At 73.3% G+C, this 25,061-nt stretch carries 23 protein-coding genes and 1 riboswitch; of the genes, 13 read left to right on the forward strand and 10 right to left on the reverse strand.

What is annotated here, in order from left to right:
- Positions 1 to 58: 58 nt before the first annotated feature.
- The 6 genes from QRN56_RS17195 to QRN56_RS17220 all read right to left on the reverse strand — a co-directional run bounded on the left by QRN56_RS17195 (position 59) and on the right by QRN56_RS17220 (position 6,087).
- Complete coding sequence (locus QRN56_RS17195) at positions 59 to 868, reverse strand: carbohydrate ABC transporter permease (RefSeq protein WP_285105265.1); 810 nt, start codon at positions 866 to 868, stop codon at positions 59 to 61.
- Positions 865 to 1,788: a carbohydrate ABC transporter permease gene (locus tag QRN56_RS17200; RefSeq protein WP_285105266.1), complete on the reverse strand. Its 924-nt coding sequence runs from the start codon at positions 1,786 to 1,788 to the stop codon at positions 865 to 867. The genes QRN56_RS17195 and QRN56_RS17200 overlap by 4 nt, the downstream gene beginning before the upstream one ends.
- Positions 1,785 to 3,089, reverse strand: a complete 1,305-nt coding sequence (locus QRN56_RS17205) for an ABC transporter substrate-binding protein (RefSeq protein ID WP_285105267.1) — start codon at positions 3,087 to 3,089, stop codon at positions 1,785 to 1,787. The genes QRN56_RS17200 and QRN56_RS17205 overlap by 4 nt, the downstream gene beginning before the upstream one ends.
- A gap of 73 nt (positions 3,090 to 3,162) precedes the next feature.
- Positions 3,163 to 4,296 carry a flavin-containing monooxygenase gene (locus tag QRN56_RS17210; protein ID WP_285105268.1) on the reverse strand — a complete coding sequence of 378 codons (1,134 nt, stop codon included), beginning with the start codon at positions 4,294 to 4,296 and terminating at the stop codon, positions 3,163 to 3,165.
- A 31-nt stretch (positions 4,297 to 4,327) separates the two neighbouring features.
- Positions 4,328 to 4,717: a cupin domain-containing protein gene (locus tag QRN56_RS17215; protein WP_285105270.1), complete on the reverse strand. Its 390-nt coding sequence runs from the start codon at positions 4,715 to 4,717 to the stop codon at positions 4,328 to 4,330.
- Between the two features lie 266 nt (positions 4,718 to 4,983).
- Positions 4,984 to 6,087, reverse strand: a complete 1,104-nt coding sequence (locus QRN56_RS17220; RefSeq protein ID WP_285105272.1) for a glycoside hydrolase family 5 protein — start codon at positions 6,085 to 6,087, stop codon at positions 4,984 to 4,986.
- Between the two features lie 189 nt (positions 6,088 to 6,276).
- Between QRN56_RS17220 and QRN56_RS17225 the strand changes: the two genes are divergently transcribed.
- From QRN56_RS17225 to QRN56_RS17240, 4 genes are all read left to right on the forward strand, one after another.
- A complete protein-coding gene (locus QRN56_RS17225; protein WP_285105274.1) occupies positions 6,277 to 6,573 on the forward strand; it encodes a hypothetical protein in 297 nt (98 codons plus the stop codon).
- A 73-nt stretch (positions 6,574 to 6,646) separates the two neighbouring features.
- Complete coding sequence (gene cofG / locus QRN56_RS17230; RefSeq protein ID WP_285105275.1) at positions 6,647 to 8,704, forward strand: 7,8-didemethyl-8-hydroxy-5-deazariboflavin synthase CofG; 2,058 nt, start codon at positions 6,647 to 6,649, stop codon at positions 8,702 to 8,704.
- Positions 8,611 to 9,048, forward strand: a complete 438-nt coding sequence (locus tag QRN56_RS17235) for a hypothetical protein (RefSeq protein WP_285105277.1) — start codon at positions 8,611 to 8,613, stop codon at positions 9,046 to 9,048. The genes cofG and QRN56_RS17235 overlap by 94 nt, the downstream gene beginning before the upstream one ends.
- Entirely contained in the window at positions 9,045 to 10,517 is a 1,473-nt protein-coding gene (locus QRN56_RS17240) for a flavin-containing monooxygenase (protein ID WP_285105278.1), read from the forward strand. Before QRN56_RS17235 ends, QRN56_RS17240 begins: the two co-directional genes overlap by 4 nt.
- Before the next feature lie 3 nt (positions 10,518 to 10,520).
- Here the strand turns inward: QRN56_RS17240 and QRN56_RS17245 are convergent, their stop codons facing one another.
- The 3 genes from QRN56_RS17245 to QRN56_RS17255 form a co-directional block, all read right to left on the reverse strand.
- On the reverse strand, positions 10,521 to 11,168 hold the full coding sequence (locus QRN56_RS17245) for a response regulator (protein WP_285105280.1): 648 nt from the start codon (positions 11,166 to 11,168) through the stop codon (positions 10,521 to 10,523).
- Positions 11,169 to 11,176: 8 nt separating this feature from the next.
- Entirely contained in the window at positions 11,177 to 12,511 is a 1,335-nt protein-coding gene (locus QRN56_RS17250) for a sensor histidine kinase (RefSeq protein WP_285105281.1), read from the reverse strand.
- Between the two features lie 72 nt (positions 12,512 to 12,583).
- Positions 12,584 to 14,632: a serine hydrolase domain-containing protein gene (locus QRN56_RS17255; RefSeq protein WP_285105282.1), complete on the reverse strand. Its 2,049-nt coding sequence runs from the start codon at positions 14,630 to 14,632 to the stop codon at positions 12,584 to 12,586.
- A gap of 255 nt (positions 14,633 to 14,887) precedes the next feature.
- On the opposite strand from QRN56_RS17255, the gene QRN56_RS17260 reads away from it, so the two are divergent.
- The 9 genes from QRN56_RS17260 (at position 14,888) to QRN56_RS17300 (ending at position 23,992) form a co-directional block, all read left to right on the forward strand.
- On the forward strand, positions 14,888 to 15,478 hold the full coding sequence (locus tag QRN56_RS17260) for a hypothetical protein (protein ID WP_285105284.1): 591 nt from the start codon (positions 14,888 to 14,890) through the stop codon (positions 15,476 to 15,478).
- A 77-nt stretch (positions 15,479 to 15,555) separates the two neighbouring features.
- The gene (locus QRN56_RS17265; RefSeq protein WP_285105286.1) at positions 15,556 to 16,578 is read left to right on the forward strand and encodes a proline racemase family protein; all 1,023 of its coding nucleotides are present in this window, start codon (positions 15,556 to 15,558) and stop codon (positions 16,576 to 16,578) included.
- The gene (locus QRN56_RS17270; RefSeq protein WP_285105288.1) at positions 16,575 to 17,534 is read left to right on the forward strand and encodes an ornithine cyclodeaminase family protein; all 960 of its coding nucleotides are present in this window, start codon (positions 16,575 to 16,577) and stop codon (positions 17,532 to 17,534) included. Before QRN56_RS17265 ends, QRN56_RS17270 begins: the two co-directional genes overlap by 4 nt.
- A gap of 116 nt (positions 17,535 to 17,650) precedes the next feature.
- Positions 17,651 to 19,000, forward strand: coding sequence for an FAD-binding oxidoreductase (locus QRN56_RS17275; protein WP_285105290.1), 1,350 nt, complete (start codon positions 17,651 to 17,653; stop codon positions 18,998 to 19,000).
- A gap of 208 nt (positions 19,001 to 19,208) precedes the next feature.
- Positions 19,209 to 19,361, forward strand: a riboswitch (cyclic di-AMP (ydaO/yuaA leader).
- A 3-nt stretch (positions 19,362 to 19,364) separates the two neighbouring features.
- Complete coding sequence (locus tag QRN56_RS17280; RefSeq protein ID WP_285105291.1) at positions 19,365 to 20,204, forward strand: C40 family peptidase; 840 nt, start codon at positions 19,365 to 19,367, stop codon at positions 20,202 to 20,204.
- A 92-nt stretch (positions 20,205 to 20,296) separates the two neighbouring features.
- Entirely contained in the window at positions 20,297 to 21,724 is a 1,428-nt protein-coding gene (locus QRN56_RS17285) for a purine-cytosine permease family protein (RefSeq protein ID WP_285105292.1), read from the forward strand.
- Positions 21,721 to 22,329, forward strand: a complete 609-nt coding sequence (locus QRN56_RS17290) for a cysteine hydrolase family protein (protein WP_285105293.1) — start codon at positions 21,721 to 21,723, stop codon at positions 22,327 to 22,329. Before QRN56_RS17285 ends, QRN56_RS17290 begins: the two co-directional genes overlap by 4 nt.
- Positions 22,330 to 22,398: 69 nt before the next feature.
- Positions 22,399 to 23,292, forward strand: coding sequence for an SMP-30/gluconolactonase/LRE family protein (locus QRN56_RS17295; protein ID WP_285105295.1), 894 nt, complete (start codon positions 22,399 to 22,401; stop codon positions 23,290 to 23,292).
- Positions 23,293 to 23,440: 148 nt separating this feature from the next.
- Positions 23,441 to 23,992, forward strand: a complete 552-nt coding sequence (locus QRN56_RS17300; RefSeq protein ID WP_285105296.1) for a hypothetical protein — start codon at positions 23,441 to 23,443, stop codon at positions 23,990 to 23,992.
- Positions 23,993 to 24,076: 84 nt separating this feature from the next.
- Here QRN56_RS17300 and QRN56_RS17305 read toward each other — a convergent pair whose 3' ends face one another.
- On the reverse strand, positions 24,077 to 24,571 hold the full coding sequence (locus QRN56_RS17305; protein ID WP_285105297.1) for a YbaK/EbsC family protein: 495 nt from the start codon (positions 24,569 to 24,571) through the stop codon (positions 24,077 to 24,079).
- Between the last annotated feature and the right edge of the window lie 490 nt (positions 24,572 to 25,061).

A 25,061-nucleotide genomic window follows, 5' to 3' on the forward strand; every position in this document is an offset into this window, starting at 1 on the left:
CCCACAGCCGGACGCCTGCGCCACCGATGTCAGCCGAGAGCGCAAGCCGCGCGCGCCGTCACCGGCCCATGCCGGCGGTGAGGCCTGCGACGATCTGCCGCGTCGCCACGAGGAACAGCACCACCAGCGGGAGGGTCGCGATGACCAGGCCGGCGAACAGCGTGGACCACGACGTCTGGTACTCCCCGAAGAACGTGGTCAGGCCCACGGGCAGCGTGTACTGCGTCCGGTCGCGCACGAGGATCAGCGGGTAGAAGAAGTCGTTCCAGATGGGCACGAAGCGGAAGACCACCACGGTGGCGACCGCGGGCCGCACGAGCGGCAGCAGCACCGACCAGAACGTGCGCAGGGGGCCGGCGCCGTCGATCCGGGCAGCGTCCTCCAGCTCGTCCGGGAGCTGGCGCAGGAACGTGGCCAGCACGAACACCGAGAACGGGATCGAGACGGCCGAGTAGACCAGGATCAGCCCGGTCCGGGTCGACGCGAGGCCGATCGTGTCCAGCAGGTAGAAGATCGGCACGATCATGAGGAACACGGGCATCATCAGGCCCGAGACGAAGACCTGCTCGATCACGGCCATCAGGCGTGAGCGCGACCGCGCCAGGGCGTACGCGGCCAGCAGCGAGACCGCCGTCGACAGCACCACCGACACCGTGGTGACCAGCACCGAGTTGACGAAGTAGGTGGAGAACGACGCCTCGACCCACGCCTCGCGGTACGCGTCCAGGGACGGGCTGTGCGGCAGGCCGAGCGGCTCCACCACCAGCTCCTGGTCGGTCCGGAACGAGTTCCACACCATGACCAGCAGGGGCAGCAGCGCGACGGCGGCGTAGCCCCACAGCAACGTGCCGACCGCGGCCCGCCTCACGTCAGCCGCCGTTCGACGCGACGGAACCAGCGCGTGAACGCGACCGAGACCCCGACGATCACGACGAACAGCACGATCGCCACCGCCGACGAGATGCCGATGGCGTTGGACGCCCCCGAGTGGAACGCCGTGCGGTAGAAGAGGAGCGACATGACGTCGGTGGCGCCGGCCGGGCTGCCGCTGGACCCACCCAGGGCGTACGGGATCGGGAACGCCTCCATGGAGAAGATGAACGTCAGCACGCTCACGGTGCCGATCACCGGCGTCAGGAGGGGCAGCGTCACGTGCCAGAAGCGCTGGCGGGAGCTCGCGCCGTCGAGCATCGCGGCCTCCTCCAGCGTCGGGTCGAGCGCGCCGAGGGCCGCACCGTAGACCAGGAGCGGGAACCCGACCCACTGCCAGGCGGTCACCAGGACCACCACCCACAGTGCGGTGTCGGGGTCGCCCAGCCAGGGCTGGGCCACCGCGTCGAGGCCGACGGCGCGCAGGGCGGCGTTGACCGGGCCGAACAGCGGCGAGAGCAGCAGCGACCAGAGGTAGCCGACCACCAGCGGCGAGACCAGGTACGGCATCGTGTACAGCACCTGGAACAGGCGCCGCAGCCGGCCGCGCCGGTGCAGCACGTACGCCAGCAGGAGGCCCAGCGAGTTCTGCACCACCATGGCCCCGGCGAACAGGAGCGCGTTGTGCCCGAACGCGCGCGGGAGCTGGGTGGCGTACGGCTCGGTGGTGAACAGCGCGACGAAGTTGTCCAGCCCCACGAACGCGTCCTGCGCGGTGCCGCGCCAGGAGAACAGCGAGTAGGTCAGCGCCGTGGCCATCGGGTAGAGCACGAAGACGGCGAACAGCGCCGCGGCGGGCAGGATGAAGAGCAGTGCGACCGGCGTGGGCAGTGCCGCGGCTCGACGGCGACGGCTCACTCGCCCGGCGTCCACCAGGCCGACAGGCCGTCCTGGATCACGTCGGCGGCACCCTCGGCGTCGGTGTCGCCGAGAAAGAGCTTCTGCCCCGCCTCACCCATCAGGTCCGTGCCCACGGGGTCGCCGTAGCGGTAGTCCACGAGCAGCAGGTACGGCGCGGGGCTCTCCTGGTACAGGTCCCACATCTCCTGCTGCAGCGGGTCGGAGAACTCGACGCCGGGGATCGGCGAGAACTGCTTGAGCTCGTCGGCCACGAGCTGCCCGAACTCGGGCGTCGCCAGCCAGTTCAGCAGGGTCTCGGCCTCCTCGGGGTGCTCCGTCGTGGCCGACAGGCCCCAGCTCCCGTCCGCGTAGCCGGCGCTGACCGGGTGGTCCAGGGCCGAGCCGGGTGGCGGGGGCACCTGGAACACGCCGAGGTCCAGGTCGGGGTTGGCGTCCTGGAAGAACGCGAGCTCGTATGAGCCGCCGGCGAACATCGCGGCCTGCTCGGAGGTGAACAGCACCTGCGCGTCCGTGTACTGCACGCCCGTCACGTCGTCGGGCATGTACTGCTGGAGGTCCTTCAGCGTCTGGATCGAGTCCACGTAGGCCGGGTCGGTGAAGTCCGTCGCGCCGTCGCGCAGGGCCTCCTGGAAGTCGGCGCCGCCGTACTGGGCCGCCGTCAGGGCGTCGTGCACGGTCGGCACGAACCAGCCGTCGCGTGCGCCGACCGCGAGCGGCGTCACGTCGTGCTCCAGGAGCGTGTCGTTCAGCGCGATGAAGTCGTCCCAGGTCTCGGGCTCCTCCAGTCCGTGCTCCTCGAAGATCGCGGTGTTGTAGTAGACCTGGATCGTCTGGCTGGCCAGCGGCACGCCGTAGACGGCGCCGTCCTCACGGCCGCGCGAGCCGTCGAGGATCGCGTCGTCGAAGTCCGCGAGCGCCGGGACGACGTCCTCCAGCGGCTCCAGGTTGCCGCCCTCGACGAGCGGCTGGAGCAGGCCGTAGGAGCGCACCTGCGCGATGTCGGGCCCGTCCGACCCGGTCAGGCCGGTGCGCAGGATCTGGTCGTACTCGGTGTTGAGGTGGGCCTGGAAGTTCACCGTGATGCACGGGTTGGCCTTCTCGAAGACGTCGAAGATCCGCTCGTACGTCTTGAGGTCCTCGGTCCGCCAGGACCAGACGTCCAGCGCCACCGCGTCGCCGTCGCACCCCGCCCCTGCCGCCGCGCCCGGCTCGGGGCTGTCCGCGGACGGCGCACAGGCGCCGAGGGTCAGTGCCACGAGAGCTGCGGCGGCTGTGGCAAGGGTCGTTCGGCGGCTCATGCGCGGGACGCTGCCGGTCGGAGGTCGAGGTGTCAAGCATTTCGACCGAATCGATACGTCGTGTCGGATCCGCCTACCTGCCGCGGGTTGCGTGCCGTGCGATCCGGCGCGCGTCGGCCGCCATCTCGAGGAACATGCCGCTGATCGGGTTGGTGAAGCCGGTGAAGTAGAGGCCGGGCGCGGCCGGGCGGCCGTTGGTCGCGAGGGGCTTGCCGCGGTCGCCGAGCACGCCCAGGTGGCCCACGACCGGTTCGAGCGCGCGCCGGTACCCGGTCGCGGCCAGCACGACGTCGGGGGTCAGGCGGGCGCCGTCGGCCAGGACCACCTCGCCGCCGTCGAACCGCTCGACGGCGCGGACGACGCGCACGGTGCCGGCCTGGACCGCGGCGACGATGCCGATGTCCTGCAGGGGCACGGAACCCTGGGCGACGCGGGTCGCGATGCCCACGTCCGGGATCGGCAGCCCGAGGTCGGACAGGTCCGGGACGCCGGCCCTGCGGACGGCCACGCCGACGGCGTCGACGAGGCGATCGGGCAGGTGGCGCACCAGGACGCCCGTGTACTGCGCGGCCCACGGGCCCTGGTTGCGGGGCACGATGTGCGGCGGCGTCCGGACGGCGAGGTGGACGCTCGCCGCGCCGTTCTCGGCGAGGTCCTGCGCGATCTCGGCGCCCGTGTTGCCCACGCCGGCCACCAGCACGTGCCGGCCCGCGTACGGGGCGGAGTTGCGGTACCGGCTCGCGTGCACGACCTCACCGGTGAACGCGTCCTGGCCGGGCCAGTCGGGCACGTGCGGGGTGTGGTTGTAGCCGGTGGCGACGACGACGGCGTCCGCGGTGCGGGTGCCGTCGGTGGTGGTGATCGTCCAGCGGCGGTCCGCGCCGGCGTCCGCGACGGGCCGGTCGAGGTGCGTGACCTCGACGCCGTGCTCGACCCGGAGGTCGTGGTGGGTGGCGTACGCCTCGAGGTAGCGGACGACGTCGTCGCGCGCGACCCACCGGCCGTACTCCCGCGGGATCGCGAGCCCCGGCAGCCTGGACAGCCCGCGCGTGGTGTGCAGGTGCAGGCGGTCGTAGTGGTGGCGCCAGGCGTTCCCGACGTGCTCGGACTTCTCGAGCACGGTGACGTCGGCGCCGCGGGCCTTCAGGGCGGCAGCTGCGGAGAGGCCGGCGGGTCCGGCGCCGATGACGGACACGGTGAGCACCATGGAGGGAGCGTAGTGCTCCCCCTGCTCCGGGTCAGCCCGCGGGCGGGCCGTGCAGCACCTCGTGGTCGCGGAAGAGCAGCTCGTCGGCGGTGGTCTCGACGATCACGGCAAGCAGGTCGGTGGTCGCCGTCGTCGCGTGGATCTCGCCGGGTTCCCAGACCACGGCCTGGCCGGGCTCGATCTCCCAGCGCTCGTCGGCGGCGCCGTCGGCGCCCTTCGACGTGACGACGCCCTCGCCGGCCAGGACGGCGAGGACCTGGAGCGACGTCGCCGGGTGCTCCCCCAGCGTGCCGCCCGCCACGATCCGGGCGACGTGCACCGTGGTGCGCTCGGCGTCGGGCACCTGCGGCAGGAAGTCCATGTCGACGCCGGTGCTGCCGAACCGCGTGATCTCTCGGGCCGGGAGCTGGATGATCCGCATCGGACGATCTTCTCAAACCTCGCTCCGGGGTGCGTCGCAGCCGGTTGAGGGTGGCCGGGTGGGCAGAACTCCGGTCGGCTGGGCCCCGCCTGATCCGGCTCTGCAGGATTGTCCTGCAGAGCCGGATCAGGCGGGGCTGAGGTGTTCGTCGTTCAGCCCTGCCAGCACCTGCCGATCGAGTGCACCTTGCGGCCGATGCTTCCAGACCGACGCTTCCAGCCGACACGACCAGGCCGACGCGACCAGGCCTGCCCAGAGCGGCCGACCTAGAAGTCGTCCGCCGTGCGGATCCGGTCGCGGATCCAGGTGCCGGACTCCTTGAGGCGGTCCGTCCCGTACGAGCCGCTCCCGCAGGTCCCCTCCCGGAAGACGGCGCCGGAGCGGTGGTCGTCGGAGAAGTTCCAGTTGACCCAGCTGATCTTCTTCTGCGCCGCGAGGTCGAGGTAGCGCTGCGACATGGCGAAGTCGTTGGCGCCCTCGCCCGCGTAGTCCTGGGTGCCGAACTCGGTGATGAACATCGGGATCCGGTCGGCGGCGCGGGACAGGGTGTCCAGGTACTCCTGGCCGTGCGATGCCGCGTAGAAGTGGAACGTGTACATGACGTTCGAGGCGTTGACCGGGTTGTTCACGACCTCGGACTCGCTCGCGCCGTCGGAGACGCCCAGCGAGGACCAGGCGCGGGTGCCGAGCAGGATGACGGCGTCCGGGTCCTTGGCGCGGACGACCGGGACGATCTGCTCGTGGTAGCCCTTGATGGTCTGCCACGACACCCCGTTGGGCTCGTTCGCGACCTCGTAGATGATGTTGTTCCTGCCGTTGTTCCGCTCGGCGATCGCGGTGAAGAACGTCTTGGCGCGCTCCAGGTTGAAGTTCGGGTCACCCGGGTCGAGCATGTGCCAGTCGACGACGGCGTACAGGCCCCGCGCGGTGAGCATGTCGATGTACTGGTTGACCAGCGCGGTGAACCGGGCCGGGTCCGTCTCGTAGCCGTCCTCCTGGACGTAGGTGGAGATCCGCACGACGTCCGCGTTCCAGTCGTACGCGAGGGTGTCGAGCGACGCGTCGTCCACGCACTGCGAGTACCACTGGGTGCCGTGCGTGCTCATGCCGCGCAGCTGGATCTGCTTGCCCTGCTCGTTGCACAGGCGCACGCCGCAGACGCTGAGCTGACCGTTCGCCTCGACGGGCGTGGCGGCCTCCGGTGCGGCGGCGGGTGCCGCGGCGGGCTCGGCCGGGCCGGGCCGGGCCGCCGTCGGCGCCTCGTGGGCGGCCACGGCGGTGGCCGCGAGGCTGGGCACGACGGCCGCCCCCGTCGCCAGGAGCGCGGCCGTGGCGACGGCGACGATGATCGGTGCGCGGCGGAGAACCATGGGAGACCACCTCAGTCGGTCAGGAGCCGGAGCAGACCGGCGGCATTGCCCGCCTGCTGGTCCCAGGGACGCTAGCAAGATGATCGAGCGGGTGATATCCGGGATTCCCACACCGCGCATGCAGCCGGATGACCCCCTTTGTGTCCTACGGTGAGCGCGAACAACCACCCGCACACCCCAGGAGACACGATGAGCACGTCCGTGGAGCTGACCCGATTCCGGGTGCTGCCCGAGAGGATCGACGCGATGCTGGCGGCACGGCCGGCGATGCTCGCCGACTTCGAGACGGACCGGACCGGCTTTCTCGGGGCGCGCCTCGTGCAGCTGCCGGACGACGAGTGGCTCGACATCGTCGAGTGGCGCACGTCGGAGGACTTCGCCGCGTCGCGCGAGAAGGGCGCCAACCTGCCCGGGATCGCGCGGTTCTTCGCGACGATCGCCTCCCTCGTGACCGCCGAGGAGGGCACCCTCGCCGAGGTCGGGTGACACCACGATGACATAGTGTCGGGCAGTCCCCTCCGGACCATCGCGATCCGGTTCCCGCACCCGAGGTGGGCTCATGACTGTTCCCCTGACACTGCGCATGCCCGCGCGCCCCGACGACCAGCCGCAGCCTCCGGACCCCGCGGTCCTGGCCGCGGCCCTCGACCGGCTGGAGGCGAGCGGCGGCAGCGCGCCGGGCAGGCCGGACGCCGAGACCCGGGCCGACGCCGAGGTGCTGCTGCACGCGCGCGGCGCCGACCTCGACCGGCTGCTCGCCGTCGCAGGGGCGCTCCGCGACCAGGGCCTGACGGAGGCCGGCCGCCCCGGCGTCCTCACCTACTCCCGCAAGGTGTTCGTCCCGCTGACGCACCTGTGCCAGGACCGGTGCCACTACTGCATCTTCGTGCAAACGCCGGGCAAGCTCGCCAAGGCGGGCATCTCGCCGTACATGTCGGCCGAGGAGGTGCTCGACGTCGCCCGGCAGGGCGCCGCACTGGGCTGCAAGGAGGCCCTGCTCACGCTCGGCGACCGCCCGGAGAACCGCTGGCCGGTGGCCCGGCAGTGGCTCGACGACCACGGCTACGCCTCGACGCTCGACTACGTGGGCCACATGGCCCGCCTGATCCTCGACGAGACGGGTCTGCTGCCCCACCTCAACCCGGGCGTGATGTCGTGGGCGGAGCTGCAGCGGCTCAAGCCGGTCGGCCCGTCGATGGGCATGATGCTGGAGACCACGTCGTCGCGCCTCTGGACCGAGAAGGGCCAGGCGCACTTCGGCTCCCCCGACAAGGACCCGGCCCTGCGCCTGCGCGTGATCGACGACGCCGGCCGCTCCCGCATCCCGTTCACCACCGGCGTGCTGCTCGGCATCGGCGAGAACTACGCGGAGCGGGTCGACTCGATCCTCGCGCTGCGCGACGCGCACGCCCGGCACGGTCACGTGCAGGAGGTGATCGTGCAGAACTTCCGCGCGAAGTCGGCCACGGCCATGATGGGCGCCGCCGACCTGGAGACCCAGGAGTACGCGGCCGCCGTCGCCGTGACGCGCGTGCTGCTCGGCCCCGGGATGCGCGTGCAGGCCCCGCCGAACCTGACCGACGCCGCCGAGCTCCAGCTCCTGGTCCGCGCCGGCATCGACGACTGGGGCGGCGTCAGCCCGCTCACCCCCGACCACGTCAACCCCGAGCGCCCCTGGCCGCACATCGAGGACCTGGCCCGGCTCACCGCCGAGGGCGGGTACACGCTGCGCGAGCGGCTCACCGCGCACCCGCACTACCTGCGCGAGGCGCGCGCGGGCGCGGAGTGGCTCGACGACCGGCTGCGCGACCGGGTCCTCGCCCTCGCGGACGACTACGGCCTGGCCCGCCACGACGCCCTCCTGGGCGAGTTCCCCTCATCCGTTCCGTTGAGTGCTGGACATACGCCCCGTTCCGCCTCGGAAAAGGGCGAAAGTCCAGCACTCAGCGGGGTGGGTGGGCGGTTGGCGGGGCTGTTGAGCGACGTCCAGGGCGATCCCGGTGGGGCGGACGACGCGGCGTGGGTCGAGCTGCTCGGCGCGGACGGGACCGACCTCGAGGAGCTCGCCGCGCTCGCCGACCAGGTGCGCCGCGAGCGGGTCGGCGACGCCGTCACGTACGCCGTGAACCGGAACATCGACGCGTCGCTCGGCCTGCCGCCCGAGCGGGTCGCGGAGCTCGCCGCCGAGGCGGTCGCGCTGGGCGCCACGGAGGTGTGCGTGCAGGGTGTGCCGCCGACGGCGGCCGGCGCCGACGCCTACCTCGACCTCGCCCGGGCGGTGAAGCAGGGCGGGCCCCGGCTGCACCTGCGGCCGACGGCGCAGCACGCGCCGGCCTGCCCCTCGCCGACTGGCTCGGGCTCCTGCACGAGGCCGGCGTCGACACGGTGCCGGGCACGGGCGCGCGGATCCTCGACGACCGGGTCCGGGCCCGGCTCACGGGCGGCAGGGACATCCCGGCCGACCGCTGGGTCGAGCTCGTCACGGCCGCGCACACCGCGGGCCTGCGGTCGACGGCGACGATCGTGCACGGCCACGTCGAGTCGGCGCGCGACCAGGTGCGGCACCTGCGCGCCCTGGCCCGGATCCAGGACGCGACCGGCGGGTTCACCGAGCTGATCCCCATGCCGTGGCTGCCGTCCGAGTCGCCGGTCCCGGTGCCCGGCGCACGGGTCGCGACCCTGCGCGAGAGCCGCGCCCTGCATGCCGTCGCGCGGCTCATGCTGGCCGGGCGGATCGACCACGTGCAGGCCGCCTGGACCAAGCTCGGGATGCGCGGCGCGCAGCGCGTGCTCGCGGGCGGCGCCGACGACCTGGGCGGCGTGCTCCTCGACGGCGCGCTGGACCCCGACGCCGGGCCGGAGCAGGGCCGCGAGCTCACGGTCACGGACGTGACCCGGCTGGCCGCCGAGCTCGGCCGTCCGGTGCGGCAGCGCACCACCACGTACGAGCAGGTGGGGTGACGGCGGCGTACGCGGACAGGCACGACGGCGGCCCGGCCGCCGACGTGGACATGGCGGTCGTCGGCGCGGGGCTGGCCGGCGTCGGCCTCGGCGTGCGCCTGCGGCGCGCCGGGCGCACGGGCTTCACACTCCTGGAGCGCGCCGACGACGTGGGCGGCACCTGGCGCGACAACGTCTACCCCGGCGTCGCGTGCGACATCCCCAGCGCCCTGTACTCCTACTCGTTCCTGCCGCAGCCGCGGTGGTCGCGGGTGTTCGCGCCGGGCGCCGAGATCCACCGATACGTCCGCGACGTCGTCCGGTCCGAGGGCCTGACCCCGCACCTGCGCCTCGGCACGGGCCTCACGTCGGCCCGCTGGGACGACGACGCCGCCACGTGGCGACTGACGACGTCGCGCGGGCCGCTGACGGCGCGGGTGCTGGCCACCGCCGTCGGCCGGCTGAGCGAGCCCCGCGTGCCCGAGATCCCGGGGCTGGCCACGTTCCCGGGCCGGGTGTTCCACTCCGCCCGCTGGGACCGGGAGCTGCCCGCCGGGCTGCGCGTCGCCGTGGTCGGCACCGGCGCGAGCGCCGTGCAGCTCGTGCCGGAGGTGGCCCGGCGGGCGGCGTCCGTCGTCGTGCTGCAACGCACCCCGCCCTGGGTGCTGCCGCGCGGGGACCGGGCGTACGCGCCTGGCGAGGCGCCGCCCGACCGCGCGGCGCTCGCCGCGGAGGCGGAGCGGCTGTTCGACGCCCGGATCGCGGGCACGACGGCGGAGACCGAGCTGCGCGAGCGGGCGCAGACGCACCTGCGTGCCCAGGTGCCGGACCCGGCGCTGCGCGCCCTGCTCACCCCGGACTACGCGGTGGGCTGCAAGCGCGCGCTGTTCAGCGACGACTGGTACCCGGCCCTCCAGGAGCCGCACGTGACGCTGGAGCCGGGCCCGCCCGTGGCGGTCGAGGGGTCCACGCTGGTCGCGGCCTCGGGCGCCCGGCACGAGGTGGACGTGATCGTGCTGGCCACCGGCTTCGAGACCACGCGCCCGCCGTTCGCGCACCTGGTCACGGGCCGCGACGGGCGCACGCTCGCCGAGCACTGGGCGGACGGCATGACGAGCCACGCCTCCACGGTGGTGCACGGGTTCCCCAACCTGTTCGTGCTGGACGGCCCCAACGCGGGCCTCGGCCACCACTCGGCGCTGGAGGTGATCGAGGCGCAGATCGGCTACGTGCTGGGCGCGCTCGACCACCTGGACGCGACGGGCGGACCGCTGGAGGTGTCCGCGGCGGCCGAGGCGGCGTACACGCGCGAGGTGGACCGCCGCGCGGCGGAGACGGTGTGGCTGCGCGGCGGCTGCCGGAGCTGGTACGTGGACGAGCGCTCGGGCCGCCTCACGCTCCTCTGGCCGGGCCGCGCGGCGGAGTTCCGGGAGCGGTTCGGCGCCTTCGACCCGACGCCGTTCGCCCCCGACGGGCTCCGGGTCGGCTGAGGCTCAGCCCGGGACCAGGCCGTTCTGGTAGGCCCAGACCACCGTCTGGAGACGGTCGCGGGTGCCCACCTTCGCCATCGCGCGGCCGAGGTGGGACTTCACCGTGCTCGTCTCCACCACGAGCTCCTGGGCGATCTCGGCGTTGGACAGTCCCCGGGCGAGCTGCCGCACGATCTCGGCCTCGCGAGCCGTGAGCTGGGCCGCGGCCGCCGCCTCGTCCGCGGCGGAGCGGGGCGGGGCCGTGCGCCGGGCGAACTCCGTGATGACCCGGCGGGTCACCGCCTGGTCGATGAGGCCGTGGCCGTCGGCGAGCCGGCGGACGGCGTCGATCAGCTCCTCGGGCTCGCAGTCCTTGAGGATGAACCCGCTGGCGCCCGCCTCCAGGGCCCCGAACACGTACTCGTCGAGGTCGAACGTGGTCACGACCAGCACGGCCGTGTCAGACCCGAGCGCCACGATCTCGCGCGTCGCCGCGAGCCCGTCGCCGCCCGGCATGCGCACGTCCATGCAGACGACGTCGGGGTGGTGGCGGCGTGCGAGCTCGACCGCCGCCGGGCCGTTCGAGGCCTCGGCGACCACCTCGATGTCGTCGGCCTCCTCCAGGAGGAACCGGAACCCCGCCCGGACCACCGCCTGGTCGTCGACGAGCATGACCCTGATCATTGCTGTCCCCCCTCGGCGAGCGCCGGGCTCGCCTGCGTCGTGGTCGTGACCTCGTGGTGCAGCGGGAGCGCCAGTCGCACCCGCCAGCCGCCCGACGGCGTCGCGCCCGTGCTGAGCGCGGCACCCACCAGGTGCGCGCGCTCGCCCATGCCGATCAGTCCCATGCCCCGGCGGTCCGAGCCGCGCGCGGAGTCCGCGGGCGCCCGCCCGGCGGCGCGCTCGTTGGTCACCTCGAGCGCCACCTCCCGCTCCTCGAAGCGCACGGCGACGTGGACCGGCGCGCCGGGTGCGTGCTGGCGTGCGTTGGACAGCGCCTCCTGGGCGACCCGGTAGAACGCGGCGTCGGCGATGGGTGCCAGGGGCCGCGGCCGGCCCGCCCGGTCCAGGTCGACGGTGTCGCCCAGGGCGCGTGCCGTCCGGACCAGGTCGTCGAGGGCGTCAAGCCCGGGCGGCGGCGCGTCGTGCGGGTCCTCGCCGGACCCGCCGGAGCCCGGGCGCTCCCGGAGCACGCCCACGATAAGCCGCAGGCTGTCGAGCGTCTCCTTGCCCTGCGCGCGGATCCAGGCGGTGCCCTTCTTCGCGGTCTCGGGGTCGCTGTCGATCTGCCGCTCGACGGCCGCCGCCTGCACGACCAGCCCCGAGAGGTGGTGCGCGGCGACGTCGTGCAGCTCGCGGGCCATGCGGGAGCGCTCGGCGAAGATGGCCGCCTGGGTGGTCGCGCGCTGCGTGCGCAGCACCTCGGCGGCCCGGAGCCGAACCAGCTCGGTGTAGTTGCGGCGGGTGGCCACCGCGTTGCCGACCAGGGCGCTGACCACGTAGGTGATCAGGCCCGAGGCGAGATGGTTGAGCACCGGCACCAGCAGATCGTTCCCGGTCACGAGGGCGGTCCCGGCCGCGGCGAGCGCCGCGACCGGGACCGCGGCGCCCGTGACGGCCAGTGCCCGGCGCACGGGCAGCAGCGTGCCGACGGTGTAGCCGGCGATGACCTGCGGGATGCCGCCGACGGACAGGTCGGCGGGCGACGCGAAGACGATCATCACCTGGCAGGCCACCACGAGGCCCAGGCAGAGGACGGGGCGGACCCGGCGCAGGACGAGCGGGAGTGCCTGGAGGCACGCGGCGACCATGAGCACCACACCCTGCACCGGGCCGATGGTCGGGCCCTCGATCTTGAGCACGAACTCGAACAGGCTCAGCAGCAGGGCCGCCGTCAGGACCAGCACGACCGCCGCCAGGAGGCGGTCGCGCGCCACCGCGCTGGTCAGGCCCAGCCGGTTCAGGAGCGCGTCGAACCGGCGGGGACGCACGGGGAGCGATACGTCGTCGAGCACGATGGGCCTGCCTGTCGTGGACCCGCTTCTCGTGGACCCGCTTCTCGTGGACCCGCCTGTCGTGGACATCGATCAGTACGATACCGACGGCGCGAGCAGCCGGAACTCGAGGGCGAGCCAGGCGACGCCGACCAGGGCGAGCGCCACGAGGGCAGTGCCCACGATCCGGCGCCAGCCGTGGCGGTGCCGGGCGGCGCCGACCACCTGCAGCACGGCCGGGACGATGCCGAGCACGCCGACCGCCTGGGCCGCCTGGAGCTGCCGCAGCGACGCCTCGGGGATGTCCTGCAGGCTCATCACGGTCGTGACGGTGATCGCCCAGCCGGCGAGGGCGAGCACGGCGCAGACGGCCGCGATCTTCGTCAGGATCCGGGACACGCGCCCGGTGCCCGGCGGCAGGGACTCCTTGCGCACCCGGCGGCGGATCGCGCCGACCGGCCACGCCACGGCGGCCACCAGCAGGATCAGCGCGGACGCCCCGAGCACGGGGAGCACCACGGCCTGGGCGCGCTCGGGCTGCCCGGGCAGCAGCGTGAAGGCTCCCTCGTAGACGATCGCCTGGACCTGGTCGTCGGCGACGCGCACGGCGAGGGTGCGCTGGCCGTCGACCTCGCGCCAGACCCACGGCTCGACCTCCTCGTAGAGGGCGGGCGTGGCCGAGCCGGGTCCGGGCGTGATCAGCAGCCGGCCGTCCTCCGTGGCGGTGAGCCGGGTGGGGCTCAGGACGTCGAGGGTCGCGAGGAAGTTGCTCTGCACGCCGCGCGAGGAGACGTAGCTGCCCTCGGCGAGCGCGGCGTGCTCGCGTGCGGTGTCCTGGTCGACGGTCACGCCCGGGGCGGGGGTGACCGCGGCGTCGTCCGCCGGGAAGTAGCGGTCGGTGAAGCCCTGCAGCACGGCCTCGCGCAGCGGGACGGTGGCGTAGCCGTCGGTGCCCGAGCTGTTCAGCGAGACGAAGATGCCCGTCCGCTCCTCGGGGTAGAGCTGCAGGTGCGAGTGGAAGAACTGGGTGTCGCCGCCGTGGCCGATGATCCGGTGGCCGTTGCGGCTCTCGTCGAAGAAGCCGAGCGTCATCCGGGGCGCCGCGGCGAGGCCGCCGAGCGTGCTCTCGTCGAGCGCGGGCGCGTGCATCAGGTCCAGCGTGTCGGGCTCCAGCAGCGACCCCGCGCCGGGCTCGCCGAGCTGGGCCAGCATGAAGCGCGCCATGTCGGGGGCGGACGACGTGAGCGAGCCGGCCGGAGGCGCCCCGACGACCTCGAACTGCCCCGGGGCGTCCCACGACGTGGCGTACCCCTGCGACATGCGGTCCTGGAGCGCGGACGGCAGCGGCTGCACGAAGGTCGACGACGTCATCCCGGTCGGCTCGAAGATGTTGCGCTCCACGTACTCCTCGAAGGGCACGCCGCTGACCCGTTCGACGACGTAGCCGGCGAGCGCGTTGCCGTAGTTGGAATAGGCGGGAACGGTGCCGGGCTCGTAGACCTGCTCGGGCGGGTCCTCGGCCAGGGCGTCGCGGAGCACGACCGGCTGGTCGCCGAACCCGATGAGGCCGCCGACCCGCTCCTCGAACCCGGCCGTGTGGGTGAGCAGGTTCCGGAGCGTGATCGGCTCGTCGAACCGGCGCGGCACGTCGAGGTCGAGGTACTCGGCCACGTCGGTGTCCAGGTCGAGGTCGCCGCTCTCGACGAGCTGCATCACCGCCGTTGCGGTGAAGAGCTTGGAGACGGATCCGGGGCGGAACAGGGTCTGCTCGGCGTCGACCGGCACGGCCTCGCCGCCCGTGGTGCCCGTGTCGGAGTGGCCGTAACCGCGCGTGGTGACCACCTCGCCGTCGTGCACCACGGTGACGACGGCGCCGGCGATGCCGGCGCTCTCCAGGGAGGCGGGCAGCAGGCCGTCGAGCCAGGCGTCGACGTCGGACTGCTCCAGGGTGTGCTCGCCGGCGGGGGCCGTGACCGGCGGGGGTGGCGTGGGCTGGTCAGTCGCCGCGAGCCCGGCCGCCGTGGCGGCCGGTGCCCCGGCGACCGCGACGGCGAGCGCCCCGAGCACGGCGAGGGCCGCCAGCGCTCGGGGGCGGCGCCGGGCGGGCCGCTCGGTGGGTGTGTGGTCGTGGGACGAGAACATCGTCGCGCTCCTCGCGCTCGGCAGGTGTTCGGTCTGGTCCGGGGGTGTTTCTCCGGACGAGACAACCCTGTCGAGCGGGACGCCGGGACACATCGCCCGCAGGGCCACACTCCCCCTCCGACCTTTGGTGGAGGACGCGGTTCCGAGCGGCGGCGTCGAGCACAGTGGTTGCTGCCAGAACCCGCGGCCCGCTGGCAGCAACTGCTGTGGTCAAAACCCGGCGGGAATCACCCCCGCGTGGATAGGCTCTGCGCCGTGATCACCTCGGAGATGGTGTCGATCCTGTCGGTGGGGCTGCCCGCACTCGGCGCCGTGGTGTCGGCGTTCGCGGCGTTCCTCGGCGTGGTGCCCGGCACCGACCGCAAGCTGCACCGGCTCGTGACCATCCACCGGGACATGCCGGAGGGTGAGGGCAAGGAGGCCCTGGAGGACGCGCTCAACGAGCTGGCGACCCGGGCCGCGCGGCGCGCCGTCGGCTCCCGCGTCAGCAAGCAGCGCCCGCGGCGCAAGCTCGATGCGGGCAAGGTGATCGGGGCGATCCTCATCGTCCTGGTCGGCGGCGGCATCGCCTGGGTCTTCTGGTGGCTCGGGTCGCTCGCGCCATGGGCTTGGCTGCAGTGGACTCTGTGGGTCATCGCGATTCTCGTGACCCTCTTCACCACGTTCGTCGTGACGCTCGACAACGTGTTCCAGGACGACGCCGACGCGGCCCAGCGGAAGGCCCGGCGGGCAGCACGGAACGCGCCGACGCCGGACGACGGCCCGGTGCCGGCGGACGCGCCGACGCCGGACGACGCGCCGACGCCGGCGGACGATCCGGCGCCCGCGCCCGCCGACAAGGTCTGAGCCGGGCGTCAGTGCGCCGAGGTGACGTGCGCGCAGCGCGCGTGGACGGCCCACGCCCCATGCCCGAGGATGGCGGCGTGATCACGCAGACCGTCGCCACCACCGACTACCACACGGCGGGCGAGCCGTTCCGGATCGTCGCGGAGCCGCCCGTCCCTCTGCCGGGCGACTCGGTGGCCGACCGCCGCGCCCGCGCCCTGGCGAGCACCGACGCCCAGGACCTGAGGCGGCTGCTGTGCTCCGAGCCGCGCGGGCACGCGGACATGTACGGCGGGTTCATCGTGCCGCCGGACGACGACGGCGCCCACCTCGGCGTGCTCTTCTGGCACAAGGACGGCTTCTCGACCGCGTGCGGGCACGGCACCATCGCCCTGGGCGCCTGGGCCGTCGACACGGGCCTGGTGGCGGCGCCCGGTGACGGCGCGGTCGACGTCGTCGTGGACGTCCCGTCCGGCCGCGTCACCGCACGGGTGCACCGGGCCGGCGGACGCACGGTCGGCGTCGACTTCGTGAACGTGCCCAGCTACGTGCTGGCCCGCGACCTCGCGGTGCCCACGACGTGGGGCACGGCGTCGGCGACCCTGACCTACGGCGGCGCGATCTACGCGAGCGTCGACGCCACGAGCCTCGGCCTGGTGGTCGACCCGGCGAGCTACGCGGACCTCATCGCCGTGGGCCGCGAGATCAAGCAGGCGCTCGACGCCGACGGCCGCGCCGTCCATCCCACCGACCCGCGCCTGAGCGGTGTGTACGGCACCATCCTGCACGAGGACCTCGGCACCGACGCCGACGGGACCGTGCGCCAGCGCAACGTGACGGTCTTCGCCGACGGCCAGGTCGACCGGTCGCCCTGTGGTTCGGGCACCTGCGCCCGGCTGGCCGTGCTGGCCGGCGACGGCCGGGTCGGTGTCGGCGGCCCCGTGCTGGAGCACACCTCGATCGTCGGCTCGACGTTCACGGGCGCCGTCGTCGGGACGACGCGGGTGGGCGACCTGCCCGCCGTGGTCCCCCAGGTCACCGGCACGGCGTACCGCACGGGCGAGCACCGGTTCGTCGTGGACCCCGCCGACACCCTCGTGCCCGGGTTCGTGCTGCGATGAGCGCGCCCCTCGTGCTGGACGCCGCGGCCGTGGCCGCCGCCTGCTCCCCCGCCGACGCCGTCGCCGCCCTCCGCGCCGCCCTCGCGGCCGGGCTGGACCCGGCCGCCGACCTGCCCCGCCAGGGCGTGCCGGTGCCGGCAGGCGAGCTGCTGCTCATGCCGTCGGACGGCGGCGGCGACCGGGCGCACGTCGGGATCAAGGTCGCCACGGTCGCCCCCGCGAACGCGACGCTCGGCCTGCCCCGTGTCCAGGGTTCGTACCTGCTGCTCGACGCCGCCACGCTCGGCGTCGTCGCCGTGCTGGACGGCATCGCACTGACCACGCTGCGCACGCCCGCCGTGTCGGTCGCGGCGGTGCTGGACCGGCTGCTCGACGCCGCCGACCCGCTCCAGGTCGCGGTCGTCGGCGCGGGGCCGCAGGGGCACGGGCACGTCGCGACGCTCGCGGACGCGCTGGGCGAACGGCGACCGCTGGGCGACGTCACCCAGCTCGTCCGCGACCCGGCCCGCACCGAGGCGACCGACGGCGCCCAGATCGACGGCGCCACCGTCGTCCGGCTGGGCGGCCCGGCGTCCGACGACGCGCTGCGCGCCGCCGACGTCGTGGTGTGCGCGACGTCGGCCCGCGAGCCGCTGTTCGACGCCGTCCTGATCGCGGACCGCGCCGTCGTCATCGCTGTGGGCTCGCACGAGCCGGACGCCCGGGAGCTGCCGGCTGGACTGCTCGCGCGCGGCACCGTCGTCGTCGAGGACCCGGGCGCCGCGCTGCGCGAGGCGGGCGACGTGGTGCTCGCCATCGCGGAGGGCGCCCTGGCGGCCGGCGACCTGGTGCCGATGCGCGACGTCGTCACGGGCGCCGTCCGCCCCGACCCGGAACGGCCGCTCGTGTTCAAGAGCACGGGCATGTCGTGGGAGGACCTCGTGGTGGCCGAGGCGGTGCTGGCGGGGGTGCGGTGACGCGCTGACGGGCGGTCCCGACGCCCGCGTGACCGAGGTCACGCCGTCGTCCGGTCACATCTTCCAGGCCTGGCGAGTCGACTCCTCGTTCGGCACAACCGCTTGGAAGGAACGTCATGACCTCAGCACTCGACACCCTGCGCCGCGACTTCGGCGGCGACATCATCGAGCCGGGCGACGCCGACTACGAGTCGGTGGCGCGTTCGCGGCTCGTCGTGGGCAGCCCGGCCTACGTCCTGCGGCCCAAGACCGTGGGCGACGTGCAGGCGGCCGTCCGGTTCGCCGCCGGCTCCGGGCTCGCCCTGTCGGTCCGCGGCGGCGGCCACAGCTTTCCCGGCTTCAGCACCAACGACGGCGGCATCGTCATCGACCTGAGCCCGCTCGCGACCGTGGAGGTCGTCGACGCCGAGCGGCACCTCGTGCGGATCGGCGGCGGCGCCCACTGGGGCGACGTCGCGGAGGCCCTGGCCCCGCACGACCTGGCGATCTCCTCGGGCGACACCAAGAGCGTCGGCGTCGGGGGGCTCACGCTGAGCGGCGGCATCGGCTGGAAGGTCCGCAGGTACGGCCTGGCCCTCGACAACCTGGTGGCCGCGCAGGTGGTCACCGCCGACGGCGCGGTCGTGACCGCGAGCGCCGACGAGCACCCGGACCTGTTCTGGGCGATCCGCGGCGGCGGCGGCAACTTCGGCGTCGTGACGTCGTTCGAGTTCGCGGCGCACCGGACCACGCGCGTCTTCTTCGGGAAGGTGTCGTTCCCCGGGAGCGAGGCCGCCACAGTGCTCCAGGGCTGGGCGGACTACCTGCGCACGGCCCCGGAGGAGGTCACGTCCATCACCAACCTCGCCAACCCGTTGGCGGGCGGGCCGGAGGCCCCGGTGGAGGTGCACGTGGCGTTCGACGGCGACGACCCCGACGCCGCGGCGGCGGCACTGGACCCGATCCGCCGGCTCGGGACGGTCATCGAGGACGACGTCACGCTGATGGACTACGCGGACGTCCTGGTGGAGGGTGGCACGCCGCCGCCCGGCATCCACGTGATCGCGCACGACGGCCTCGTCGACCACGAGTCGGTCCAGGAGACCCTGCGGATCCTGGCCGAGGCCGGTACGTCGGCGGGTTCGCCGTCCATCTCGATCCGGAGCCTGGGTGGCGCGATGGCCCGGGTGCCGAGCGACGCCACGGCGTACGCGCACCGGGGCGCGGAGCTCATGGTCACCACCTTCACCGGCGGCCCGGCGCCCGTGATCGAGGCCGCCCGGCCGGTGCTGGACGGGCTGTGGGGCAAGCTCGCCCCGCACCTCAGCGGTGCGTACGCGAACTTCCTCACGACGGCCGATGAGACGGACGTCACAGCCGTCTACCCGACGGCGACCTACGAACGGCTCGCGGCGGTCAAGCGGCGGTACGACCCGGACAACCTGTTCGCCCGCAACCACAATGTGCGACCTGGACAGATGTCCTAGTCGGGACCTTCGGCCCGGTGGGCGCCGCCCTCGATCCGGACGGCGCCCGCCGCATTAGCGTAGGTCGGACATTCCGGTCAATAGCTCCAGCACTGGCCGGGATGTCCGTAACGCGATCGTGACTTTCGGGCCCAGGCGGGCTACGGTCGGTCCCGCTCGCGGGGAATTCCGTGGGCACTCGTGGAGGACGCCGAGCCCTGTCACCGCCACGAGATCTGCTCTGAACAGATGACAGGGACGGGGGAACCAAGTACGCGGGCACCGCCAGGTGCCCTTGGGGTGAAGCCGCACCAGCAGGACGCGGCCGGGTCATTCTCCGATCCGAATCCGACAGCTCACCTCGTAGGCGCCGGGAGAAATTGCTGTGACCACACGCATGCCCGGGCGCCATCGTGCTGCCCACGCACCCCTCACCCCGCTGACCCCGATCTCGCGCGCCGCAGCCCGCGGCATCTCCGCGACCGCCCGCCGTGGCGCGGTCGTCGCCGCCGGATCGGGACTCCTCGTCTCGCTGCTCGCCATCCCGGCCAACGCCGCCCCGGCGAACGACCCCAGCACCAACACCGCCGAGCTCGAGACCGTGCGCGACGCGGTCCAGGACGCCGTGCAGAAGTCGGCCGACACCGAGGTGGACACCGCCGCCCTGACCACGGCGAAGGTGGACACCGCCCCCGCCGTGAAGGTGGCCGCGGACAGCGAGTTCGCGCTGGAGACCGGCACCATCAAGGTGACGCCGGCCCCCGAGCCGGAGCCGGAGCCCGAGCCGGAGCCGGAGCCGGAGCCCGTCGTCGAGGCCGAGCCCGCCAAGGAGGAGGTCAAGGCCACCACCGTCGCCGAGGAGCCCGAGGAGAAGGCCGCCCCGGCCGCCACCTCCGGGTCCAAGATCGTCGACATCGCCATGCAGTACCTCGGCGTCCCGTACGTCTGGGCCGGCGCGACCCCCGCCGGGTTCGACTGCTCGGGCTTCACGTCCTACGTCTACGCCCAGGTCGGCATCACCCTGCCGCACTCCTCGGCGCAGCAGCGCTATTCCGGCACCGAGGTCTCGGCCGCCGACGCGCAGCCGGGCGACATCATCTGGTCCCCGGGCCACGTCGCCATCTACGCGGGCGACGGCATGCAGATCGAGGCTCCGGTCCCGGGCGAGACCGTCCGGTACACCGAGATCTGGCAGGACAGCCCGGTCTACCTCCGGATCGGCTGACCCACCCGGGTCGGCTCCGCCCGACACCTGCTCACGAAGGGCCCGCACCAGGACGGTGCGGGCCCTTCGTGCGTCGTGGCAGGATCACCACCATGAGCAGCGCGCCCACGAGCGTCGAGACCAATGCCCTGAACACCATCGACGAGGCCGAACGGCGCGGCTCGCCGCGCAACCTGTTCTGGCCGTGGTTCGGGGCCAACGTCTCGGTGCTCGGGCTGGGGTACGGCTCCTACCTGCTGGGGTTCGCCGTGTCGTTCTGGCAGGCCGTCGTGGTCGGCACGATCGGCATCGTGGTGTCGTTCCTGTTCTGCGGGTTCATCTCGCTGGCCGGCAAGCGCGGGTCGGCGCCCACCATGGTGCTGTCCCGGGCCGCGTTCGGCGTGCGGGGCAACAAGCTGCCGTCGCTGCTGTCGTGGATCCTCACGGTCGGCTGGGAGACGGTGCTGGTCGCGCTGGCCACGCTCGCGACCTCGACCGTGCTTGGGACGCTCGGCTGGGGCGGCGGAACCGTCACCAAGGTCGTGGCCCTCGTCGTCGTGGCGGGCATCGTGGTCGTCGCGGGCGTCTTCGGCTTCGACCTCGTCATGCGGCTGCAGGTGGTCATCACGGTGCTGACCGCCGTGCTCACCGTCGTCTACATCGTGCTGGTGCTCGACCACATCGACTGGGCCACGGTCGCCGCGATCCCCGCCGGCGGCAGCCCGCAGGTGATCGGCGGGCTCGTGTTCATGATGACCGGCTTCGGGCTGGGCTGGGTCAACATGGCCGCCGACTACTCGCGCTACCTGCCGCGTTCCGCCTCCGGGCGCGGCATCGTCGGGTGGACCACGCTCGGCGCCTCGCTGGCCCCCGTCGTCCTGCTCGTGTTCGGTCTGCTGCTCGCGGGCTCCGACCCCGTGCTGAACGAGGCGATCGGCGCCGACCCGATCGGGGCCCTGTCCACGATCCTGCCCACCTGGTTCCTCATCCCGTTCGCGGTGGTCGCGCTGGCCGGGCTGATCGGCGGCGCCGCCCTCGACATCTACTCCTCCGGTCTCGCACTGCTGTCCCTGGGGCTGCCCGCGCCGCGCTGGGTGGCCGCCGCCATCGACGGCGCGCTCATGGTCGTCGGCGCGATCTACGTCGTCTTCGTCGCGGACTCCTTCATCGGCCCGTTCCAGGGCTTCCTCATCACCCTCGGCGTGCCGGTCGCCGCCTGGTGCGGCGTGCTGCTCGCCGACATCCTGCTGCGCCGCCGCGACTACGCCGACGCCGACCTGTACGACCCCGCCGGCCGGTACGGGTCCGTGAACTGGGCCGCCGTGCTGCTCGTCGTGGGCGGTACCGGCATCGGCTGGGGCCTGGTGACCAACACCTACGCGCCCTGGCTGGCCTGGCAGGGCTACCTGCTGGGCCCGCTCGGCGGCGTGGACGGGAACTGGGCGTTCGCCAACCTCGGCGTGCTGGTCGCCCTGGCCCTCGGGTTCGTCGGGACGCTCCTGCTGAGCGCCCGCGCGGTGCGCCGTCAGGAGGAGCGATGAGCGACGGTGCGGACGCCGTCGAGCCGTCCCGGGTAGCCGCCGCCGTCGGGCCGGATACCGCCCTGGTCGTGATCGACATGCAGGACGTGTTCGCCGTCCCGCCCAGCCCGTGGGCCTCCCCCGACTACCCGCGCGCGCTCGCCGGGACGCGGCGCCTGCTCCCCGCTTTCGCCGGGCGCACCGTCCTGACGCGGTACGTCGCCCCGGCGGTGCCCGACGGCGCCTGGCGCGCGTACTTCGACCAGTGGCCCTTCGCGCTCGTGCCCGAGGACGACCCGCTGTACGAGATCACCGACCTCGCCGACGTCGTCGCCGCGGGGGCGCCCGTCGTCACGCGCACCACCTTCGGCAAGTGGGGCCCGGAGCTGGCGGCCGCCACCCAGGAGGCCGGCGAGCTGGTGCTCGCGGGCGTGGCCACCGACTGCTGCGTGATCTCCACCGCGCTGGCCGCCGCCGACGCCGGCCGCCGGGTCCTCGTCGTCGAGGACGCCTGCGCGGGCTCGACGCCGGAGAACCACGAGCGCGCCCTGGAGATCATGCGGCTGTACGCGCCGCTGATTGAGGTCACGACGGCGGCCGACGTGCTCGGCGCGGCCGCGCACTGACCCCGCGGCTGCTGCCAGGATCACGGCCGCACCGGCAGCAACCGCATGCTCGTCACGAAGGAGACAGCTGTGACCGTCAACAGGATCCGCGCCCGGTGGGAGCGCCACGACGACAGGTTCGCCCCCGTGCGCGGCGACACGTTCGCCGAGGTGCTCTTCGACGAGGGCAGCTGGCTGGAGGGCCCGGCGTACTCGCCCGCCTGGCGGACCCTGCTGTTCAGCGACATCCCGAACGACCGCGTCCTCGCGTGGGACGAGGCCACGGGCGGCGTCGGCGTGTGGCGCAGCCCGGGCGGCTACGCGAACGGCCGGACCGTCGACCGCGCGGGCCGCATGCTCCAGTGCGAGCACGGCACCCGGTCGGTCACCCGCACCGAGCCGGACGGCACCGTCACCACGCTCGCCGACCGCTGGCAGGGCAAGCGCCTGAACAGCCCGAACGACCTGGTGGAGCACAGCGGCGGGAGCATCTGGTTCACCGACCCGACCTACGGGATCCAGAGCGACTACGAGGGCTTCGCGGCCACGCCCGAGATCGGCGGGACCCACGTCTACCGCCGGGACCCGGACGGTTCGCTCACCCGCGTCACCGACGACTTCGCCGGGCCCAACGGCCTCGCCTTCTCCGCCGACGAGCGGACCCTCTACGTCGCCGACAGCGAGCGCAAGCACCTGCGGCGCTTCGACGTCGCCCCCGACCTGACCCTCACCGGCGGCGAGGTGCTCGCCACCTGCGACGCCGGCACGTTCGACGGCGTCCGGGTCGACGACGGCGGCCGGATCTGGGCGGCCGCGCACGACGGTCTGCACTGCCTCGACCCCGACGGCACCCTGCTGGGCAAGCTGCTGCTGCCCGAGGTCTGCTCGAACCTGACGTTCGGTGGCGCGAAGCGCAACGTCCTGTTCGTGACGGCGACCAACCTGCTGCTCTCGATCCGGGTGACGGTCACGGGGCTGCGCTGACCGCTGGTGCTGACCCTCGTTCAGCAGGCTTCAGGCGACCATGAAGCATGCGGTCATGGTCGCGTGGAGCCTGTTGAATCCGAGTCAGCCGCTAAGGGAACAAAACGGGCGCGTTGTTCGCTAGCGTTGCGCCCGGAGGTGGTCGGAGATGCTGAACGTGGAGTTCGCTCGTGACCTGGTGTTCACCGCGGTGCTGTTCGGCACGGTCACCTTCGTGTGGGCCGGGTGGGCGCAGGAGCGGCCGCCGGCCGGCGTCGTCTGGCGGGTCGTGCTCGGGGCACTCAGCGCCGGCGGCCTGGTGCTGCTCGGCCTCGGCCTGCCGACCCTGATCCGCAACTGGGACACCCCCACGGCGATGGCTTCGGGAAGCCCCGCGGTGATCGCCTACATCGTGGTGTTCTGGCTGGAGGTCGCGGTCATCGCCGGGCTCGCGATCTTCTACGCGCGCACCGACCGCCGGCACCTGCTGGCGCCCACCGTCCTGATCGTCGTCGGCACCCACTTCGCGCCGCTGGCGCTCGTGTTCGAGCAGCCGATCATGATGCTCGCGGCCGTGCTCGTCACCGCGGCGGGCGTCGCGAGCCTGTTCCTGCCCCGCCGGGTCGCGGCCCCGAGCTTCTGGTGCGGCATCCTGGCGTCCCCGGTGTTCCTGGTGCTGGGCACGATCTCGCTCACCGCGGGGAGGGGCGCGCTCGGCTGACAGCCGCCGTGAGTGTCAGTGGCTCCCGGCAGACTGCCGAGGTGGCGTTCCATGGACACGCCCGACGACGAGCGGGCAGCACTGTCAGCCCTCCGGCGTGACCGGCGTCGGGGTGCCGCCCGTGATGCGGACCAGCTCGTCGAACGTCGTCGGGAAGACCGTCTTGGCGTGCCCCGCCGCCGCCCACACCTCGTCGTAGGCGCCGAGCGCGGTGTCGATGTAGGTACGCACCGGCGCCGGGTGACCCACGGGCGCGACGCCGCCGATGACCTGGCCCGTCGCCTCACGGACCTGCTCCTTCGACGCCCGCGTGATCGTGGCGCCCACCTGCTCCCCCAGCCAGGCCGTGTCCACGCGGTGGGCGCCGGACGTGAGCACGAGGGTCGGCGTCCCGTCGAACAGGAACACCAGGGAGTTGGCGATCTGGCCCACGCCGATGCCGAGGAACTCGGCGGCCAGCGCCGCGGTCGTCGCGGCGTCGTCCAGCCAGCGGACCTGGCCGGTGGCGCCCGCCTCCGCGAGTGCTGCGGTGACCTTCTCGACGGCGGGGTGGATCGGTGCGGGCACGGAGTTCGACATGCAGCGATCCTAGGCACCGGACCGCCCGCCACCCACTCGATTTCGGCCCCGCCCGCTGAAGTGCGCGGCCCCCCGCGTCAGTCCTCGGGCCCGGTCGTAGGCGTGGGTCTCGACGGGCGCATTCTTGTGCCGTCACGCGGCGTGGCTGGCCACCGCCCGGACGGCACATCTGAGACCCATTTCATCCGCCGTCGCGGGCCATATTGAAGTCCCGTTACGTATGCTGGACCGAGCGGGATCGGGCGGAACGTCGCCTTTCGCGTGCCATTTCAGACATCAATCACGTGTAGGCCGATCAACACATTTAACCCGTATCTCCCACCGTAATCCCACTGCGCAGCAGACCCCAGGCTGCGCGTCCCGGGCAACATCTGAGTGGGGACAGCTCTGCGCAGAAAGGGGCACACCGGCGTGACCATCGATGACGCACCGGTCGACGACTGGGTGGTGCACCGGCCCAACGTCGTGCGCTCCGTCGCAGCACGCGTAC

It is taken from the genome of Promicromonospora sp. MEB111, from assembly GCF_030209445.1.
In the GTDB taxonomy this organism is placed as follows: Bacteria; Actinomycetota; Actinomycetes; order Actinomycetales; family Cellulomonadaceae; genus Promicromonospora.

Bases quoted from the DNA above. Each gene is read 5' to 3' on its own strand.
- QRN56_RS17255 (WP_285105282.1), bottom strand. From the start codon at position 14,632: ATGTTCTCGTCCCACGACCACACACCCACCGAGCGGCCCGCCCGGCGC.
- QRN56_RS17300 (WP_285105296.1), top strand. From the start codon at position 23,441: ATGCTGAACGTGGAGTTCGCTCGTGACCTGGTGTTCACCGCGGTGCTG.
- QRN56_RS17225 (WP_285105274.1), top strand. From the start codon at position 6,277: ATGAGCACGTCCGTGGAGCTGACCCGATTCCGGGTGCTGCCCGAGAGG.
- QRN56_RS17205 (WP_285105267.1), bottom strand. From the start codon at position 3,089: ATGAGCCGCCGAACGACCCTTGCCACAGCCGCCGCAGCTCTCGTGGCA.
- QRN56_RS17285 (WP_285105292.1), top strand. From the start codon at position 20,297: ATGAGCAGCGCGCCCACGAGCGTCGAGACCAATGCCCTGAACACCATC.
- QRN56_RS17220 (WP_285105272.1), bottom strand. From the start codon at position 6,087: ATGGTTCTCCGCCGCGCACCGATCATCGTCGCCGTCGCCACGGCCGCG.
- QRN56_RS17210 (WP_285105268.1), bottom strand. From the start codon at position 4,296: ATGGTGCTCACCGTGTCCGTCATCGGCGCCGGACCCGCCGGCCTCTCC.
- QRN56_RS17305 (WP_285105297.1), bottom strand. From the start codon at position 24,571: ATGTCGAACTCCGTGCCCGCACCGATCCACCCCGCCGTCGAGAAGGTC.
- QRN56_RS17215 (WP_285105270.1), bottom strand. From the start codon at position 4,717: ATGCGGATCATCCAGCTCCCGGCCCGAGAGATCACGCGGTTCGGCAGC.
- QRN56_RS17245 (WP_285105280.1), bottom strand. From the start codon at position 11,168: ATGCTCGTCGACGACCAGGCGGTGGTCCGGGCGGGGTTCCGGTTCCTC.
- QRN56_RS17270 (WP_285105288.1), top strand. From the start codon at position 16,575: ATGAGCGCGCCCCTCGTGCTGGACGCCGCGGCCGTGGCCGCCGCCTGC.
- QRN56_RS17275 (WP_285105290.1), top strand. From the start codon at position 17,651: ATGACCTCAGCACTCGACACCCTGCGCCGCGACTTCGGCGGCGACATC.
- QRN56_RS17290 (WP_285105293.1), top strand. From the start codon at position 21,721: ATGAGCGACGGTGCGGACGCCGTCGAGCCGTCCCGGGTAGCCGCCGCC.
- cofG (WP_285105275.1), top strand. From the start codon at position 6,647: ATGACTGTTCCCCTGACACTGCGCATGCCCGCGCGCCCCGACGACCAG.